We start from the raw sequence: 17,358 nt of genomic DNA, 5'->3' as shown, positions 1-17,358 counted from the left end.
ATAGAAATTGCGCGCCTATTGCACACTTAAACTCTGCAGAAACGCTTCATAAGCACTCCCTGAACTGCTCTTTTATCTTCTCCATCACATTGGATTTATGATCATCTCATCTAATTTCCTGCTTGCTTTCAGAAGGGATCAATGATGAGCACCGTCCAGGAAGTGAAGGACATTATCGAACGCGCAGCGAAGATGCCGTGGGGGCCCGCGTGCAGTGCCGAGCTTGCACGTGCAGTGGTGCTCGTCGATTCCTTAGAGGGCGAAGAAGAGCTACGCATCGAGGCTTACATGGAGCTGGCTACCGCCTATCAGCAGGGAAATGAAGAATGGAAAGCGCTAGCCCCGACGGCATGGCTCGTCACAAAATTTGACGAAAATCCCGGTGCTTTTGAAGCGGATCAGATCGAATCCTTAGCATGGCTGTACAAGAACGCGACCAGCGCAACCGGACGCAACCCCGCAGTCTCGAAGGAACAAGCACTGGAGCTCTCCGAAGGCTTTGGGAAATTCATCCAGGATCAGGGCTATTCGATGCATGCGGTCCACGGAGTCCGTTTCTCCCTCGCGCTACGGATGGGTGATCCCGTGGCCGCCCATGAAGAATTAGTGAAGTGGCGGGCAACCCCACGCGATGAGGTTTCCGACTGCGTCCAATGCGATCCCGAACGCCAGATTACCGAGGCCGTCGTCGCGAAAGATTGGGAACGCGTAGTTGCGACAGCTGTACCTTTGCTCGACATTCGCGAGGGCTGCGGAAATCAGCCTGCAGGAGTCCAAGCACTGTCGATGATTCCTCTATTGATGTCAGGACGCCCCGAAGCAGCGTGGGAATGCCACGTCCGTTCCTATCGCCAGCATCGCCGTAATGCGCAGTACATGGATCTTTTGGGACAACACATGGAGTTCCTTGTACTCTCCGGGCGTTGGCAGCGTGCGCTCGATATCCTGCGCGACTCCATTGCAGTGACCTCCCGCGCAGAAAGCGCAGCCCTTCTTTTTGATTACCTCAAGGGTGCTGCATTGGCAGCGCGCGAGGCCGTCGACCGAGGTTTAGGAAAACATGCTTTCCGCGCGCTTTGCACCGGGCAATCTCAGTGGTGCCAGGGGCCTCGTTTGGATGTCAATACTCCCTTGGAAGATGTTGCCTCAGGACTCAAAGAATGGTTGTTCTCTGTTGCCACGCTCTTCGATGCGCGAAATGGCAATGATTTTTACACGGCCTCTGCTGGCGAGGTTCTTGATGAAGGCCCCGTTAACAGTGAAGCAGAAGAACGCGCACAAAAAACCTGGTCTTTTGAGGTTGTGGGCGAGCGCGAAGTTCTTCCCGAAGCGATTTCAAGTAGTGACGTCGATGAAACACCGAAATACTCCACGCGTCGCATCAAGCAGGAGAAAGTGAAGACCACCGATGACACGAATCCCTACCCGCGTGTTGATCTAAGGCCCTTTACTCCCCCGGCCTCGATGCAAGAAGCCTTCAATCGTTTCTCAGCACTCTCGGACACAACCGGTTTCGATCCGGAACGCCAGTTCATCGTCGACCACGCAACTGTCATGAACGAGTCAGTTCTGGATATCGATTTCAGTCACGCAGACGTCATGGACTACTACATTTTCGCTTGCGTCATCCTCAAATTGCACCAAAATTTTGATGCTGCTCGCAGCCTCCTCGACCAGGCAGAACAGGCGGTTATTGCACTGGACGATGACACGACTATTGTTTCTCCCGGCTTTTTCTCAAAGCTCAGGGGACGTCGCGCTCACCTCACTCGCCAGCAGCTCAACCTTGCATGGATCAACCTCCAACGTTCTTCCTGTGATGTCATGTATTTTTCCATTCGCGATGAGGAAATCCCCGAAGAAGTAATGACTCATGCGATGGCCCGTATCAAGAACGCTCGCGCATTAATTGAAGAAGTGGCCCCCGAGCTGAATCGCAATCAGGGAACGGGGAAAGATATTCAGCTCGTTGGCCTGATTCTCAGCCAATGTGCGTCCATTGCGACAATGTGCAAAAACTTCGATGACACTGAGGCAAGCTACGCGCTTTGGGAAAACCTCGAGAGGGCTTTTACCCGTTTTGCACCTTCAAAGAAGCATGTTGCGCTTGACCTTCTTTTGGAATATCAGGAATTAGAGCTTGGACGCGAAAAATACATGGCAGCTTGCCAATACGCCGACCAAGCTCTGCGTCTGAACGATTTGTGCGATCCCTATACCGCCCTCATCTCGCGCGGGACGATTTGCTCGGCTTCACTTCAGGCACACCAACCTGACGAGGCTCTTGCCCAAGCCAAGCACCTCAATGACGTCATTCACGCTTTCCCAACCGCGGTGTGGAATGTCAGTGTCGCGCGTCTTTTTTCGCAAGCTCTTGCTGAAAAAGATCGTTTTATCGAAGCAACTGAAATCCTTGAAGAGGCCTTCAGCACTCTCAATGATTCCCCGTATATCAGAATGCGCTTGGCCGAAGCTGCCCCAACTTTGGCACACTTCTACCTCTGCATCGAGGAATACCAAGATGCCTACGACCTTGCGATGAAGTATTCCGCCGTGCTGCGTGAAAATGAAATGTATCGACTGGCTCTGAGCCTTGCCGACACCGCTAGCAATGCGGCGAAGGAGTTGGGGAATTACATTGCCGAGGCCGACGCTGCGGATCTTGCCGCAGAATTGAGCCACGAATGGAAAGAGTATTTCAGGGAGCATCAGTACCTTCGCCGCGAGGCAGCGGCGATGGTCAAGGGACCAAACGTGGGAGAGGACGATCTTGAGCGCGCTCTATCTGTATTGGAACGAGATCGTCAGCTCATCGCCTCAATCAAGACAGAGCTAACCGAGAAACAAGTAGCCATATCGCATGCCGAAAACAACTACACCTTGGGGTGGGTAATGCTGAAGGCGGGCAAACCGGTTGAGGCTATGGATGTTCTTCGCGAATCGATCGCGTGCTTCCGCGCATACGAAGAATATGACGAGGCCGGTTACCCGATGGAAGTTCTTGCACGCTGCTATTACGTCACGGGGAATTTCGATGGCCTGCGCGAGTGCGTCGACGAACTCACTGAGATGACAAAACTACCCTCGATGAAACCCACTAGGTTGAGGTCGCTCATTCGCGCGATCCAAGAACTCATCGACGAGGAAGACCCCGGGGCTCAAGATCAGTCTTAGACCCGCGTGTTTGTGGGGCAAGGATCATGTGCCCTTACCCCCACAAACACAAATAGTTTTAGGACAGATCCGTTACTGCCGAAACCGAAACGGGAACGTTCCCAGCAACCGCCTTCGAATAGGGGCAAAGCTGGTGAGTGCGCTCAACCAATGCCTGCGCCTGCGAAAGCTCAAGACCGGGAATCAGAACACGGATGTCAACAGTGATACCGAAGGATTCGCCCTCGGGACCGATTCCGACGCTCACAGCGACCTTCGAATCGGCAACATCGACCCCCGCTTCCTTTGCGGCCAAGCCAAGAGCTCCCTGGAAGCATGCACCATATCCCATGGCAAAGAGAGCTTCAGGATTTGCACCACCACCGGGTCCGCCAAGAGCCGGAGGCATACGCATATCTAGGGTGAGATCAGGCTCAAAAGAGTGGGCCTGTCCAGAACGGCCACCCGTCACCTCAGCGCGGGCGGTGTACACAATTTTCGATGGTGTATTGCTCATGACGCCATTGTGTCGTTTTTGTCCGAATAGCGCACTATATTTAAGCCCTAGGAGGAAAAAGAATAGAGTGGAGTGCATCGAGTATTACCGCCAAGGAAGACCATGAATACGCGCACTCGTGGATATCTCATCACGATCCTCGCCTCAATTGCCTGGGGCTTCTCGGGAGTCTGTAGTGAATTCCTGATGAAGGATTATGGCGCGAACCCCTATTGGCTCACCGCGATGCGAATGCTTCTTGCCGCACCGACTACGATGGGCTTCCTTCTCTTTAAAGACCGAGGTTTTTCTGCCTTGCACAGAAGCCTCCTGCGAAACCGTCGTTCCTACCTGCCGATGGTCATTTATTCGGTTCTCGGACTTGCAGGCAGCCAGTTAACCTATGTTGTCGCGATCGGCTATTCCAATGCGGGAACGGCAACGGTCATTGAATTCCTCGGTCCCATCCTGATTGTCGTTTTCGTCTGTATCACCGCACGCCGTCTTCCGAAATACACCGAGCTCTTTGCCATTACTTTTGCTTTATTGGGCACCTTTATTCTGGCAACCCACGGGAAGATCGACTCTCTGGCTATTTCCACCGATGCCTTGTACTGGGGTCTTGCCAGCGCGATCGGTTTCGCTCTCTACACGTTGATCCCCGTCAAACTCATCCGCCACTACGGCAGCGAACTGGTCGTTGCGTATGGCTTTATCATCGGCGGAATCATCTTAGGCCTCGGTGTTCGCGTCTGGTCCTACTCCATCAAGTGGGATTTCATGTCGGTGATGGCCATGGCCGGACTGGTCTTAGTCGGCACGACCTTCGCATTCACGCTATTCCTGCAGGGAGTCGGCGATATCGGCCCGGTACGGGCAAGCCTCATTTCCTGCCTTCAGCCAATTTCTGCGACTTTCTTTTCGTTCCTTCTTGTTGGAACCCATTTCACGCCTGTCGATATCGCGGGTATGGCTTTAATTTTGGCAGGCGTTATTATTGTCAGTCTCAAGGATCTTATTTCCGCAAAGCGACTGGATCGTCGTTCTTCTACCGCAACGGGCGACGAAAAAGCAACATCAGAGGGGAAGTGAATGTCGACATTCCAAGTGGACCTCAGGGGGATGGTTGACCTTCTCTCCCGAAATCTGTATTCCGGTCCGCGCGTATACATTCGCGAGCTCCTCCAAAATGGCCTCGACGCTATTGAGGCCCGTAGCGCACTGGATCCTGAGTGCCCGCGCCGCGTCACCATCACAATTGAAGGGCGCACTCTGAAGTGCCGCGATAGCGGAATCGGACTCACAGAGGAGGAAGCTGCGGGACTGCTCTCGACTATTGGCGCCTCATCAAAACGTGATGAATTGGGAATGGCTCGCAGTGATTTCCTAGGCCAGTTCGGTATCGGCATGCTCTCATGCTTCATGATTTCCGACTCAATCACCGTTTACTCGCGTTCGGCTAAGTCTCCTGACTCCCCCACCGTGATCTGGGAAGGGAAGACGGAAGGCACCTACACCACTCAGCCCCTCTCGGCCTCGGACCCCCACAACTTGGGTGAGGCCGGTACCGAAGTGGTTCTCGAGGCCCACCCCGGCGAACCCTGGATCGATCCTGATACCGTGCGAGCCCTGGTCGACGAATTCGCCTCGCTTCTTCCGATTTCGATTGAAGTACGTTCCGACTCCGCTTCAACTTTCCACGGGAATGAGACGCCGGTATGGGAACTGGAGCCTTCGCAACAACAGCAGTGGTGCGACGAGCATCTTGCCTCCTCAGGGATGGATATCATCCCCATCGATGTTCCCGCCGCTGGAGTTAAAGGTATCGCGGTGGTTTCACAGCGCCCGAATACGCTCTCCAGCTCCAACCACACGGTATATGCAAAGAAGATGCTGGTGTCGCGGACCTGCGAAGGAATCGTTCCGCAGTGGGCGTATTTTGTTCGTTTCATTGGGAATGCAAATTACTTGCGCTTGACCGCCTCCCGCGAGCAACTCAGCGACGATGAGCTCTTGGAAAATACTCGCGAGGCTATTGGTAGCGAGATCCGCACCTGGCTCGAGGAGATGGCCAAACACTCACCTTCGCGATTTAACGAGTTCATTTCCACCCATGCGATGGGGCTGCGTGCTGTAGCCATGCGCGACCCTTATATGCTTGACCTCACCGCTCGCTATGTTCCCATGGAAAGCACGGTCGGAGCCGCTCCGATACTGACGCTCCTCTCCTCTGAGGAGACGATCCGATACACGCGTACCGTCGATCAGTACCGAGCCTTGGCCGATGTCGCAGCCTCACAGTCCATAGTCCTGGTGAATGCGGGCTATGCCTACGACGAAGAGCTCATCAATGCGCTGATGACGGATCCCCGTTACTCGACCTTGGCGCAGAAGCTTCAACTGGTCGACCCCTCAGAGCTCCTCGACGCCTTCGAAGAATGCAGTTTGTCGGAGCAAGCTGAGGCGATGGACCTCATGCTGCTCGCGGCCGAGGCGATCGATCCCTCTGATTGTGAAGTAGTACTGCGCCGCTTCACACCAATTACTCTGCCAGCACTCTACCTGCCTGACCCGGACTTCGCGGAACGCCACGTTCAGCGCAATTCTCAGGCACAGGCCTCGAAACTGTGGGCGGGAATCATGGGGGTTACCGATCCCTTCGCGAACTCCAAGCCGCCCAGACTGGTACTGAATCGTTCGAATTCATTGGTGACACGATTGATCGTGGCAAGCCGCTCCCCACAGACCGCTATTAGTGTCCTGCGCGGGCTCTACGTCCAAAGCCTCTTGGCGGGACGCCAAACTTTGGGGCCCAAAGAACGGGCTTGGGCGGCACAGCTCCTCGGCTCACTGCTCGATTCGGCACTCGGCACGACCGACAACTAATTCTCCAACGCTCGGAAGGATCTCCCATGCCAAACGCTGAAGACGTACGCGAACTCCTGGACTTCACCTCCCAGCTTCCATGGGGACCGGCGCGTAGTAGCCAAGTCGCACAGGCGGTTGTCTGGGCAGATGCGCTGGAGGGCGAGGCCGAATTGCAGATCGATGCCTACCTCGCTCTGACTTTGTCCTATCAGCAGGGCAACGAAGAATGGAAGGCACTGGCTCCGGTCTCACTCCTTCTGAGCCGCTTTGAAAAGAACTCAGCGGACTTTACTCCCGAGCAGACCGAAGAACTCGCATGGCTTTTCAAGAGCGCTGTGGCCGCCGCAGGTCGAAACCCCGCGGTCTCGATTGAGCAAATTGATGAACTGATTACCTCGCTTGCGGCCTTCGTATCGGGCCAGGGGTTTTCGATGCATGCAGTTCACGGGGTGCGCGCGATGGTCGGCTTGCGAACGGGGCGTCTGGATGACGCCCGCGAAGCACTGACCTTGTGGCGCTCTACGCCGAGCGATCAGATTAGTGATTGCGAAGGCTGCGACCCTATGAAGCAGATTAACGAGGCCGTCGCTCACAAGGATTGGGAACGTGCAGTTGCCACCGCGATGCCGCTTTTCGACGAGGAGGGCGCCTGCGGAGCTCAGCCCCACGGAATCCGCGCCAAAGCAATGATCCCGCTGTTGATGTCGGGGCGTCCCGAGGCCGCTTGGGAAGCACATATTCGCTCCTACCGGCACCACCGCGGCGTTGCCAACAGCATCGATTACATCGGGTTGCATCTCGAATACCTCGTGCGTTCAGGGCGCTGGCAACGCGCCTTAGAGATCCTGCGAGACAGTATCGGCATGACCTCTTCCCTTGAAAGTGCCTCGCTTCTTGCTGATTATCTTCCGGCCGCTGCGCTGACGGCTATCGAGGCCACACGACGCGGTCACGGCAATGAACCTTTTGGGGCCCTGTGCACCGGACAGTCGCAGTGGTGCCAGGGACCACAGCTCGATGTCAATACTCCGCTTTCCGAGGCCGCCGAAAAGCTCTCGCAGTGGGCATTGGATGTTGCCTCTCTCTTTGACCAGCGTAACGGGAATGACTACTACACCCGTTTAGCGCGTGAGGTTCTTGAAGCCGGGGCAGTCGACGAACAGGCAGAAACACGTGCGCAGGGCGAATGGCAGTTAGAGCTGGTCGGTGAGCGCGAGACGATGCCCGATCCTCTGTCGACTATTGAGGGTGAAGAGTTGCCCGCGCAGCAGGTCTCATCCCGTACCGCTCGCGCACAGGCCGAGACCATTGACCAGTCAAACCCCTATCCGCCCATTGACTATTCACTGCCTCCCTTGCCGACCTCGATGCAAGAGGCTTTTGATCGCTACGCTGCACAGACGGATGTCATCGGCTACAACGTGGAGACCAATCTTCTGACAGATTGGTGTCTTGTTAACACCTTGAATGTCGATGAACTGCACTTTGACGAAAGCGATCCTCAAGCGGCTCTTTCCTTTGCAAGTTTTTCAAAAACTCTTCTGTCCTTGCGGAAAGAACACGAGAAGTTTCAATCCGTCTATGAGCGAGTAGCGCCAGTTATTCGTTCAATGTCTGAAGACGCTCCCCTAGTCACCCCCGGTTTCTTCGCGAAGATTTTCGGGCGCTCCCAAGCGTCTTTCAGTCGCAAGGATCTGAGTATCACGCAGCTGGAATTACTTCGGTACTCCTGCGAGCTCGATCGCTACTCGTGGCTCGGTATGGAAGCGCCGAGCGACCTTCAAAAGGACGCAGTGGCGTTCTGCGACGCTTTCGTCTCTCAAATTGCGTCCATGACGTCAACACTGAACCGGGGCGCAACGAAGGCCGAGGATATTGCAGCAATCATTGATTGCCTGTGTACCTGTGGCGAAATCTTCCTTGATTCAGAGAAATCAAAGCAAGCGCTCAAAGCCCTTGACACGATCGAATCCCTCAAACCCGCTTGCCTGCACAGTGGTACCAGCGAGGCTGCATTCATGCGCACTCTTAGCCTTGAGGGCGCACAGCTTTACCTTGAAATCAGCGACTACCGCCGAGCTGCTCAGCTGGCTGATCAGACTCTTCGTTTAGAGACGCACTGCGACCCCTACACGGCTTTCTTTGCCCGACTGATCATCTGTACTGCCAGCATCAAGGCCTACGAATCAGCCGAGGCTGTTTCCCAAGCCCTGCGCCTGAGCGAAATCATCACGCGCACACCGCTGCGCTCCTTGGGATTGTCTGCCGCGACAATCATCTCGGATGCATTCGAAGGTGTACACCGCATCGAAGAAGCAATTGAGCTCCTTGAGCAAACCATTTCGCGGGCAGGCGACTCCTCCTTCACACGGCTTCTGACAGCGCTTATTCGCCTCACCCTGGCAAGCTACTACCTGTCCATCGACCAAGACGAAGAAGCCTACGAAACCGCAATGGCGGCCATTGACCCACTCGTCGCAAGCGGTAACCTGCGCGCTGCCTCGCGCGCGGGATCGCTGGCCAACGATGCCGCAAAGCGACTGCACGATCGTCCCAAGCGGCTAGCAGCGATCGAGCGAGCTCTTGAGATCGCGAAAGCATTCAAGGCTCCCCACGATGTCATCGCTCTGACTCGAATGGCCGCAAAGACTTACGTCGACACCCCAACGGGAAAGGTGTCGGAAGCCGATAAAGAACGTGCCCTTCAAGCTGTAGATGCCGGATCTGCCTGGCTTGATTCCTTCCCAGAAGAACTCGACCCGCAGGAGATGGCTTTCCTCCGTGCCGGGATTACCTACATTAAGGGATGGGTGTACATGACATCCCACGATCCCTATCCGGCAATTCCGCTTCTACAAGAAGCTTTCACTCTCCAAAAAGAGATCAAGGACGCCGAAAACTATGTCTTCCCACTGGCTGCACTATCTCAGTGCTATTCCGAACTTGGAGACACCGATGCGCTTCACAATCTGCTCATCGAAGTGAAGGAAACCATTAAGACCACTTCCCTTCACTCAGGAAAGCTCCGCACTCTTGCCCGCGAGATCGAGAAGGAACTCAGCGGCGAGGGTGAGGCATAAGGAGAAGACTTTACGAACAGGAAACGCTGACAACTCGCAGCTTCGTTCTTTGCCTCACTCCCGCAAAGTACTAGGACTTTAGTCGGTGTAGGGTGGTCTTGTTCGGAGCAGATCGTATTTATTTGGGCTGGATGCCCAGATTTCACGGAATGCTCACACAAAGACCAAGGAGCGACTATGAACGTTGCAGAGCAGCTTGTCTCCCAACTGATCGACGCTGGTGTCCACCGCGTCTATGGCATTGTTGGAGACTCGCTCAACCCCGTTGTCGATGCAATCCGTAAGTCTGGCGGTAGCAAGAAGGGCGGAATCGATTGGGTTCATGTCCGCCACGAAGAGGCCGCTGCTTTCGCTGCAGCCGCTGAAGCACAACTGACCGGAAAGTTGGCAGTATGCGCAGGCTCGTGCGGACCGGGCAACCTTCACTTAATCAACGGGCTCTACGATGCACAGCGCTCCGCCGCCCCCGTTCTGGCAATCGCCTCGCACATCCCCAGCGTCCAAATCGGCCAGATGTACTTCCAAGAGACGCACCCCGATCGCTTGTTTAATGAGTGCTCGGTTTACAACGAGATGATTTCCAGCGCAGAGCAGGCCCCGCGCGTCGTTAACGCTGCAATCCGTCACGCTGTTGAACTTTCTGGAGTCTCGGTTATCAGCCTTCCCGGCGATGTCTCCGACCTAAAGGCAACTTCACCTTCACCGAAGTACGTACCTTCCCGACGCCCCGTGCTGAGCCCGAATGGGGAAGATGTCCGCCAGCTTGCAGATGTTCTCAATCGGGCGAAGAAGGTTGCAATCTTTGCTGGCGCTGGTGTGGAAGGCGCTCATGACGAGGTCATCGAGCTTGCCGACGCTTTGAAGGCCCCCATCGGCCACACCCTGCGTGGCAAGGACTTCATCCAGTACGACAACCCCTTCGATGTGGGCATGACTGGCTTGCTGGGTTACGGTGCAGCAGCTGAGGGCATGAATGATGCAGATGTCCTCATCATGCTCGGCACCGACTTCCCCTACGATCAATTCCTGCCTGACACATTTACCGTCCAGGTCGAAAACCATCCGGAAAAACTAGGACGTCGCACCAGCGTTTCGCTTCCGATCCACAGTGACGTCAAGCCTTTGATTACGGCGCTCTTGCCGCTGCTCGACCGCGATCGTTCGGACGCTTTCCTTAAGGCCAAGGTGAAGAAGCATTCGAAGATCATGCACTCCCCCGTTGGCGCTTACACGCGCAATGCGGAGCACATGAAACCGATTCACCCCGAGTACGCTGCTCACATCCTCAATGAGGTTGCATCAAAGGATGCGATCTTTACGGCTGACACGGGGATGTGCAATGTGTGGACCGCACGCTACATCGATCCACTTGGCACCCGCCGTCTGATCGGCTCTTTCTTACACGGTTCGATGGCCAATGCGCTTCCTCACGCAATCGGTGCGCAAGTTGCCTTCCCGAACCGTCAGGTTATCTCCGTTTCCGGTGACGGCGGACTTTCGATGCTCCTTGGTGAGCTGGTAACCGCACGCATGTACGACCTGCCCATCAAGGTTGTTGTCTTCAACAACTCGACTCTGGGTATGGTGAAGCTCGAGATGCTGGTAAACGGTCTGCCCGATTACGGCACCGATGTCCACGACGTGAACTACGCGGAAGTCGCAAGCGCAATTGGTTTCCACGGCGAGCGCGTCACCGAGCCCAGTCGCCTGCGCGGAGCGCTCCAAGAGGCCTTCGCTTACAACGGCCCCGCTTTGATCGAGGTTATGACCGATCCGAATGCGCTCTCACTTCCGCCTGAGATCCGTTCGGGACAGGTCATTGGTTTCGCGACCGCGATGAGCAAGATTGTCCTCAACCGCGGCGCTGGCGAAGCTGTCGCAATGGCGACTTCCAATATGCGTAACATTCCGCGCCTGTAAGTCTGAGGGAGCGCTTTCTTCGTTTCCTCATAGCGCTTCTTCTCCTTGACGAGGCCGTGGCTGGGTTGTGTGCACTTCTTCGCACGCCCTGCCACGGCCTCGTCAATTAGGACAAAAGTCCTGAATCGCTTTTGACACCCTTATCAACAATTTCAACCAATAAACACAGTTTTCCGCAGCTTAAAAATATCGTCTTCATTCTTCCTAAAATCGTTATTTTCTTGCACAACCATACGATTGTGACAAATTGAGCTGGATTCGTAAATAAATTCGGTTTTTTCCTTTTTTATGACGAAGGCGTCCTAAACTAAAAATGTCACAGTGTCAGAATCAACTAAGGAATCACTATGTCGCACTCATTTATTGCAGTCGCGAATATCGTGAATGGCGTTGATCTGGATACCTTCCCCGCGTGGCTTCGAATTACCCACTTCATCAACTTCATCATGATGGGGTTCCTCATTCGATCCGGCTGGGAAGTTCTAGCATCTCACCCGCGACTGTACTGGAATAACCACTGCACCCCCGGCTCTGAGTGGATCAAATTCACCAAGGACAAGGTTTCGACCGTCCCCGGCGAGTTCACCGCTCGCGACGATCAGCGCAGTCTTCACCCGCTGATCTCCCTCCCCGGACGAGGCGAAATTGGACTTGGACGCGCATGGCACGCCCTGGTTACCTCAATCTGGCTGCTCAACGGCTTCATCTATGTTGCTCTGCTTTTTGGAACCGGCCAGTGGCGCCGAATCGTCCCTACGTCATGGTCGATTTTCCCCGAGGCCTGGGAAAGCGCCAAGATCTACATGGGATTGCAGATCCCTTCGATCGAACACTTCCAGCCCTATGACGCCCTGCAGAAGCTCATGTACTTCACAGTCGTCTTCATCGTTGCACCTTTGATGATTGCAACCGGACCGATCATGTCCCCGACCTTCGCAGGACGCTTCCCTCGTTACGTCAAGCTCTTCCATAACCGTCAGACGGCGCGTTCCATTCACTTCCTTGGAATGGCTTTCTACTGCGTATTTGTTGTGATTCACGTTGCCCTGGTTTTCGTGGTTCACCCGCAGTACAACATTGCACACATGATGCTGGGCGAAAACTACAACGACATCACTGCAGCGCAATTCGCTCAAGCTGTGACAATGCTGATTCTTGGAATTGTTTTTGCAATCGCTCTATGGATCGGCGCGTCCTACTGGTCATTGAAAGATAAGCGCCGCGCACAGCGTCTGGTCTGGGGAGCAACCCAGCCTATCCGTTCGCTCACCCTCGACAAGATGCACTCTCGTCAGGTCAAGACAGGCACCTTCACCGAAGACGATATTTCGCCTTTCCACTGGGTGAACACTCGTCCCCCGACACGCGAGCAATCCGAAGAGTGGGTTGAAATGCGTGAACGCGGCTTCGAGGACTACCGCTTGGAGATTGGCGGTCTGGTCGAGGAAGAGAAGTCCTTCTCGATTGATGAGCTCAAGGCTCTTGGCCACGTCACCAACATCACCATGCACACCTGCATGCAGGGATGGACTGGCATTGCAAAGTGGGAAGGCATCCGTTTGAAGGACGTCTTAGCTTTGGTGAAGCCAACTGAGGGCGCACGCTACGTTATGGTCACCTCCTACGGACACGTGGGGCATATGTACGACGGCGGTCCAACAACTCCGTACTACGAGTGCCTGGAGCCTTCCATGGTTGACGATGATGAGTGCATCCTTGCATGGGCCATGAACGGCGAGCCTCTGCCCGACGTTTACGGCGGTCCCCTGCGTCTGCGTGCTGATTCTCAGCACGGCTACAAGATGGTCAAGTGGGTTCACCGTATCGAATGGATTCACGACTACCACGATGTCGGCGATGGTCAGGGCGGTTCTCGCGAGGACTCCGGCCTTCAACACTTCGACGCACGCGCATAAAGCGCCGGGGGCCCATCCGGCCCATCCGGCCATCTACTCCACACGAAGTCAGCAAAAGACACAGGCTATAACCTATGCTTTTCGTCGACTTCATGTGACAGATCTAAGAGATCAGGCAAGCGGATGACGTGATCCGCGTTTGTTCGCACTATGGGGGGCGCTGCCAATTTGATTGGCAGCGCCCCCCCATTACATTTACAGATACGCGCTTCTAAGCTCTCTCCATCTTCCCGCTAAGCGACCCCCACTCCCCTACGCAGAGCCGGTCACGCCTTGCCAGACATGAACTCAGGCTATAAACGGCACTATTCCGTCACTACGCGCCTATTCCGTCGCTATGCGCAACTATGTCACTACGCGCGGCTAAGAACGCTTAGAAGCATGCAGAGGTATAAGAGACTTCAAGACACCTATCGCTACACATTCAGACTCACCAACAACACTGGTGGGCCCCATCTATATAGATGGAGCCCACCAGTACGTGTACTGCGTTTACGCCTGAGACATTTCTGTTGATCGAGGGGATCTACTCTTCAGGCACTAAACCTCAGTTTTGAAGCCGCAGCTTCAGACCTGCTCTCAGGCCTGCTGACGACGACGCATCAGCGCAGCACCCAATGCCAGTCCAAGCACGCCCAAACCAATCGCCCGAGCAGTCATAGCACCTGTACGGGCCAAGGGGGTCTTAGGCGAAGGAGTGGTACTGGTCGAGGGTGAAGGCGTGGCCTCGGTTGTTGACACAGAGGGAGACGGGGTCACCGTCGTTGCCGGAGGAGTCGGAGGAGTCGTCACAGGAGGAGTCGTCACCGACGGAGTAGGCGGAGTCGTCTTCAACTGACCCTCAACGTTTCCCCAACCGACTGTTTCAATCTCAATGTTCTTAACAGCGGTTTGACCATTGATCACCGCAGTGTTTTTGAAGACGTTTCCGATCTTCAGTCCCTCAGGGGTGTTGAGCTCGGTGTAGTACTTGAGCTCGTAAATGGCGTCATCGTCCGTCTTCGGGAACGACGCGACAAAACCATTAGCAGTTTCAGTCATCGTGAAGGTACCACCATTAATGGAGCCTCCCACCCACACCAGTTGACTGGGCTTCTGGTGGTAGGGGTCGTTGCGGTAGGCCTCGGTGGTGTTCCATTTCAGCAAACGTGCCTGCTGGTTCTTCTTGCCGTCGTTGAAGAGCTTATAGCCACCGTTAGCGGTATCGAATGTGTCGGTCACGGTAATGACCGATCCTTGCACCGATTTGGCGGGAATGTGAATTTCCCAAGTGAAACGCTCGTTGTGGCCTTCATGCAGCTGCCAACCGTACTTCCAGGGCTGCTTGGGAACCCAGCTGTACTTGTTGGAAACAACGTTGCCGCGATCAATCTTGGCTTCGATTGTCACCGAATGCCCAATTGTGAAAGTGAAGCGATCCGTCGTTGTGGTCATGGCCATGTCGGCTCGGACGTGGATATCACCCTTGGCATTGATGTGGGTCTTGACGTAATCGGTGAAAACACAGTTGACGATCTGTCCGGTGCCCGCGGGGACCGAACACTTGAGTGCAACGCCACCACCGTTCTTGTCAATGACATCGAAGTTTGCGCTGCGTGTACGCAGTTCTCGAGGGAGTTGGATCGTCAGGGTGTCGCCTTCAGCAACGTTCTTCCCTGTTGTATCGAAGGTTAAGTCTGCCGAGAACTCGTCCCAAATAATGTTCGGGCCAGTCGAGCTGGACTCATTTTTCATCGATACACCGGTCACCACACCGTTAACTTCTGCTGCCGAGGCCGCTGGAGCAGTTGGCGCAAAAACGCTGAGTGCGCCGGCACCGAGCAAAGCGACTGTTAGTGCGCCAGCGAGAGGAACGCGACGCAACTGCGCGCGCGTAGCTTCGTTATTCATGACGTATATGTCTTTCTGGAGGGATGCCGCTTAAGCGGCTAAGCCCTTTCAGGCTAACACTTTCATCTTCAGCTTTGGTCAAGCGATTACTCCCCAAACAACAATGTCAATTTCAGGAAATCCGCAGAATATCAACGATATACACATTCAATATCAGCCGATTCCCCGATACATTCCTGAATATTCCTGAGTAAATCCCAGTTATTGACACAGTGTTAGAGATTCGAAAGCCTCAAGTTATCCAGCAATACATATTCGCGTCTTTCTGGCTACATGCAACTGACCACCGCCACATATTCGTATGAAATCGCCCAGATAACAATGTCTCTGGATAAAGTTGTGGGCCCCATCCATCAGGATGGGGCCCACAATTCAGCCGTTACTTCTCGACCGAGAAGCGTGTTTCATTCAGACTCAGGCCTGCTGACGACGACGCATCAGCGCAGCGCCCAATGCCATTCCCAACGCGCCCAAGCCAATCATCGGAGCAGTCATAACACCTGTACGAGCCAAGGGAGTCTTCGGTGAAGGAGTGGTGCTGGTCGACGGGGAAGGCGTGGCCTCGGTTGTCGACTCAGAAGGCGAGGGGGTCACCGTGGTAGCCGGAGGAGTCGAGGTCGACGGAGCGGGAGGAGTCGGGCGATTGTCACTCGAGAGGTCACCCCAGCCAACCGTTTCAATCTTGATACTGCGCTCAGCGGTCATCCCATTGACGTCAGCCTTGTTATTAAAAACGTTTCCGGCCTTCGCATTTTCAGGAACATTCAGCACCGTGTAGTACTTGATCATGTAGTACGCGTCGCTGTTCGAGTTCGGGAAAGAAGCTTCGAAGCCCGTTGAGGTCTCAGTCATGGTGAAGGTGCCACCGTTGACGGCACCTCCAACCGGAATACTCTCGTTGTAGTTCTGGTGGCCGGGATCCGCCTTGAATTCCGCAAGCGAATTCCACTTGAGCAAGCGGGTGCGCTGCCATGCATTCGGATCCGTTGAGGGATCATTGAACAGCTTGTAACCACCATGAGCGGTATCAAAGGTATCCGTCACCGAAATGGTGTTGGAGCGAATATTACGCTCTGGGATGTAGACCTCCCAGGTAAAGCGTTCATTATGACCTTCGTGCAGCTGCCAGCCGTGCTTCCATGGAGTATCGGGAGCATAGCCATTCGTATTCGGAACGACGTTGCCGTGGTCAATATCTGCAGACAGGGTAATGTCATGGCTCAACTTGAACTCGAAACGAGTTGAAGTGGTCGCGCGCGTAACGTCAGCTAGGACGTGGATATCGCCCTTCATGTTGATGTGGTTATCTGCGTAGTCGGTAAAAGCACAGCGCAGCGTCTGCCCCTCACCATTGGGGATAATGCACTTCATTGCAACGCCACCGGTGTTCTTATCAGTGACATCAAACGAGGTCGCACGAGTACGCAAGTTGCTGGGGAGCTGAATGGTAATGGTGTCAGTTTCAGCAACATCCACACCAGTCGTGTCGAAGCTGAAATCCAGGGTGAAGTTATCCCACACATGGTTGGGGCCATTCGGTGTCGAACTATTCTTCATCACGAGGTTTTTGACGACCTGATCAACCTCAACGGGATAGTGATCAGCGGCTTGTGAAGAAGAAGCGGTAACGACAGACATCACGCTGGCTCCGGCAAGCGCACATGCAAGAGCACCGGCAACCGAAGCGCGACGCGCACGCGCGCTTGTAGCATCGAAAATCATGAAGCCATTTCTTTCTGGAGGGTTGTCACACGAGTGACCAAACACTAGAAGACTATCACGCCTTCATTCAGCTTCAACTCAGGTTGCACCCCGAACAACATCAGAACTTTCGGCTTTTTCTGCGGGTATTCGGAAATTTTTTCAGACAAAGACCGATACATGTGTGTATTTTCATAGCAAAATCCCAGTTTTAACTGAAAATGAAATACACCTTGCTGTAACGCTTTCGCCCACGTTTCCAGCATGAGGATGAATGGATACAGAAGTCCCACGCTTCCCCCCCCGATCACAACACGGAGCCCCCCCCACATAG

At 54.5% G+C, this 17,358-nt stretch carries 10 protein-coding genes; 6 read left to right on the top strand and 4 right to left on the bottom strand.

Going from position 1 to position 17,358, the window contains the following annotated elements; all coding sequences use genetic code 11:
• Nucleotides 1-144 precede the first annotated feature (144 nt).
• The gene (locus HGAS_RS06430; RefSeq protein WP_019127009.1) at nucleotides 145-3,174 is read left to right on the top strand and encodes a hypothetical protein; all 3,030 of its coding nucleotides are present in this window, start codon (nucleotides 145-147) and stop codon (nucleotides 3,172-3,174) included.
• A gap of 58 nt (nucleotides 3,175-3,232) precedes the next feature.
• On the opposite strand, the gene HGAS_RS06425 is transcribed toward HGAS_RS06430, so the two are convergent.
• Nucleotides 3,233-3,670, bottom strand: coding sequence for an Ohr family peroxiredoxin (locus tag HGAS_RS06425; RefSeq protein ID WP_034234035.1), 438 nt, complete (start codon nucleotides 3,668-3,670; stop codon nucleotides 3,233-3,235).
• Nucleotides 3,671-3,772: 102 nt separating this feature from the next.
• Between HGAS_RS06425 and HGAS_RS06420 the strand changes: the two genes are divergently transcribed.
• The 5 genes from HGAS_RS06420 (at nucleotide 3,773) to HGAS_RS06400 (ending at nucleotide 13,433) form a co-directional block, all read left to right on the top strand.
• Nucleotides 3,773-4,741: a DMT family transporter gene (locus HGAS_RS06420; RefSeq protein WP_019127007.1), complete on the top strand. Its 969-nt coding sequence runs from the start codon at nucleotides 3,773-3,775 to the stop codon at nucleotides 4,739-4,741.
• The gene (locus HGAS_RS06415) at nucleotides 4,742-6,535 is read left to right on the top strand and encodes an HSP90 family protein (RefSeq protein ID WP_019127006.1); all 1,794 of its coding nucleotides are present in this window, start codon (nucleotides 4,742-4,744) and stop codon (nucleotides 6,533-6,535) included.
• Nucleotides 6,536-6,561: 26 nt separating this feature from the next.
• Entirely contained in the window at nucleotides 6,562-9,597 is a 3,036-nt protein-coding gene (locus HGAS_RS06410; RefSeq protein WP_019127005.1) for a tetratricopeptide repeat protein, read from the top strand.
• 177 nt (nucleotides 9,598-9,774) lie between these two features.
• The gene (locus HGAS_RS06405) at nucleotides 9,775-11,517 is read left to right on the top strand and encodes a pyruvate dehydrogenase (RefSeq protein ID WP_019127004.1); all 1,743 of its coding nucleotides are present in this window, start codon (nucleotides 9,775-9,777) and stop codon (nucleotides 11,515-11,517) included.
• Nucleotides 11,518-11,864: 347 nt separating this feature from the next.
• On the top strand, nucleotides 11,865-13,433 hold the full coding sequence (locus tag HGAS_RS06400) for a molybdopterin-dependent oxidoreductase (protein ID WP_009408146.1): 1,569 nt from the start codon (nucleotides 11,865-11,867) through the stop codon (nucleotides 13,431-13,433).
• A 579-nt stretch (nucleotides 13,434-14,012) separates the two neighbouring features.
• Here HGAS_RS06400 and HGAS_RS06395 read toward each other — a convergent pair.
• The 3 genes from HGAS_RS06395 to HGAS_RS08525 form a co-directional block, all read right to left on the bottom strand.
• The gene (locus tag HGAS_RS06395; RefSeq protein ID WP_019127003.1) at nucleotides 14,013-15,323 is read right to left on the bottom strand and encodes an Ig-like domain-containing protein; all 1,311 of its coding nucleotides are present in this window, start codon (nucleotides 15,321-15,323) and stop codon (nucleotides 14,013-14,015) included.
• Nucleotides 15,324-15,737: 414 nt separating this feature from the next.
• On the bottom strand, nucleotides 15,738-17,045 hold the full coding sequence (locus HGAS_RS06390) for an Ig-like domain-containing protein (RefSeq protein WP_019127002.1): 1,308 nt from the start codon (nucleotides 17,043-17,045) through the stop codon (nucleotides 15,738-15,740).
• Between the two features lie 44 nt (nucleotides 17,046-17,089).
• Nucleotides 17,090-17,317 carry a hypothetical protein gene (locus HGAS_RS08525; protein WP_233993728.1) on the bottom strand — a complete coding sequence of 76 codons (228 nt, stop codon included), beginning with the start codon at nucleotides 17,315-17,317 and terminating at the stop codon, nucleotides 17,090-17,092.
• Nucleotides 17,318-17,358 lie beyond the last annotated feature (41 nt).

Source organism: Actinomyces sp. ph3 (genome assembly GCF_000308055.1).
In the GTDB taxonomy this organism is placed as follows: domain Bacteria; phylum Actinomycetota; class Actinomycetes; order Actinomycetales; family Actinomycetaceae; genus Pauljensenia.
Note: the sequence above shows the minus strand (reverse complement) of the source record. Positions and strands in the feature narration are given on the sequence as shown.

Coding starts and splice junctions, on each gene's coding strand:
- HGAS_RS06430 (WP_019127009.1), top strand. CDS start 145: ATGAGCACCGTCCAGGAAGTGAAGGACATTATCGAACGCGCAGCGAAG.
- HGAS_RS06425 (WP_034234035.1), bottom strand. CDS start 3,670: ATGAGCAATACACCATCGAAAATTGTGTACACCGCCCGCGCTGAGGTG.
- HGAS_RS06420 (WP_019127007.1), top strand. CDS start 3,773: ATGAATACGCGCACTCGTGGATATCTCATCACGATCCTCGCCTCAATT.
- HGAS_RS06415 (WP_019127006.1), top strand. CDS start 4,742: ATGTCGACATTCCAAGTGGACCTCAGGGGGATGGTTGACCTTCTCTCC.
- HGAS_RS06410 (WP_019127005.1), top strand. CDS start 6,562: ATGCCAAACGCTGAAGACGTACGCGAACTCCTGGACTTCACCTCCCAG.
- HGAS_RS06405 (WP_019127004.1), top strand. CDS start 9,775: ATGAACGTTGCAGAGCAGCTTGTCTCCCAACTGATCGACGCTGGTGTC.
- HGAS_RS06400 (WP_009408146.1), top strand. CDS start 11,865: ATGTCGCACTCATTTATTGCAGTCGCGAATATCGTGAATGGCGTTGAT.
- HGAS_RS06395 (WP_019127003.1), bottom strand. CDS start 15,323: ATGAATAACGAAGCTACGCGCGCGCAGTTGCGTCGCGTTCCTCTCGCT.
- HGAS_RS06390 (WP_019127002.1), bottom strand. CDS start 17,045: ATGATTTTCGATGCTACAAGCGCGCGTGCGCGTCGCGCTTCGGTTGCC.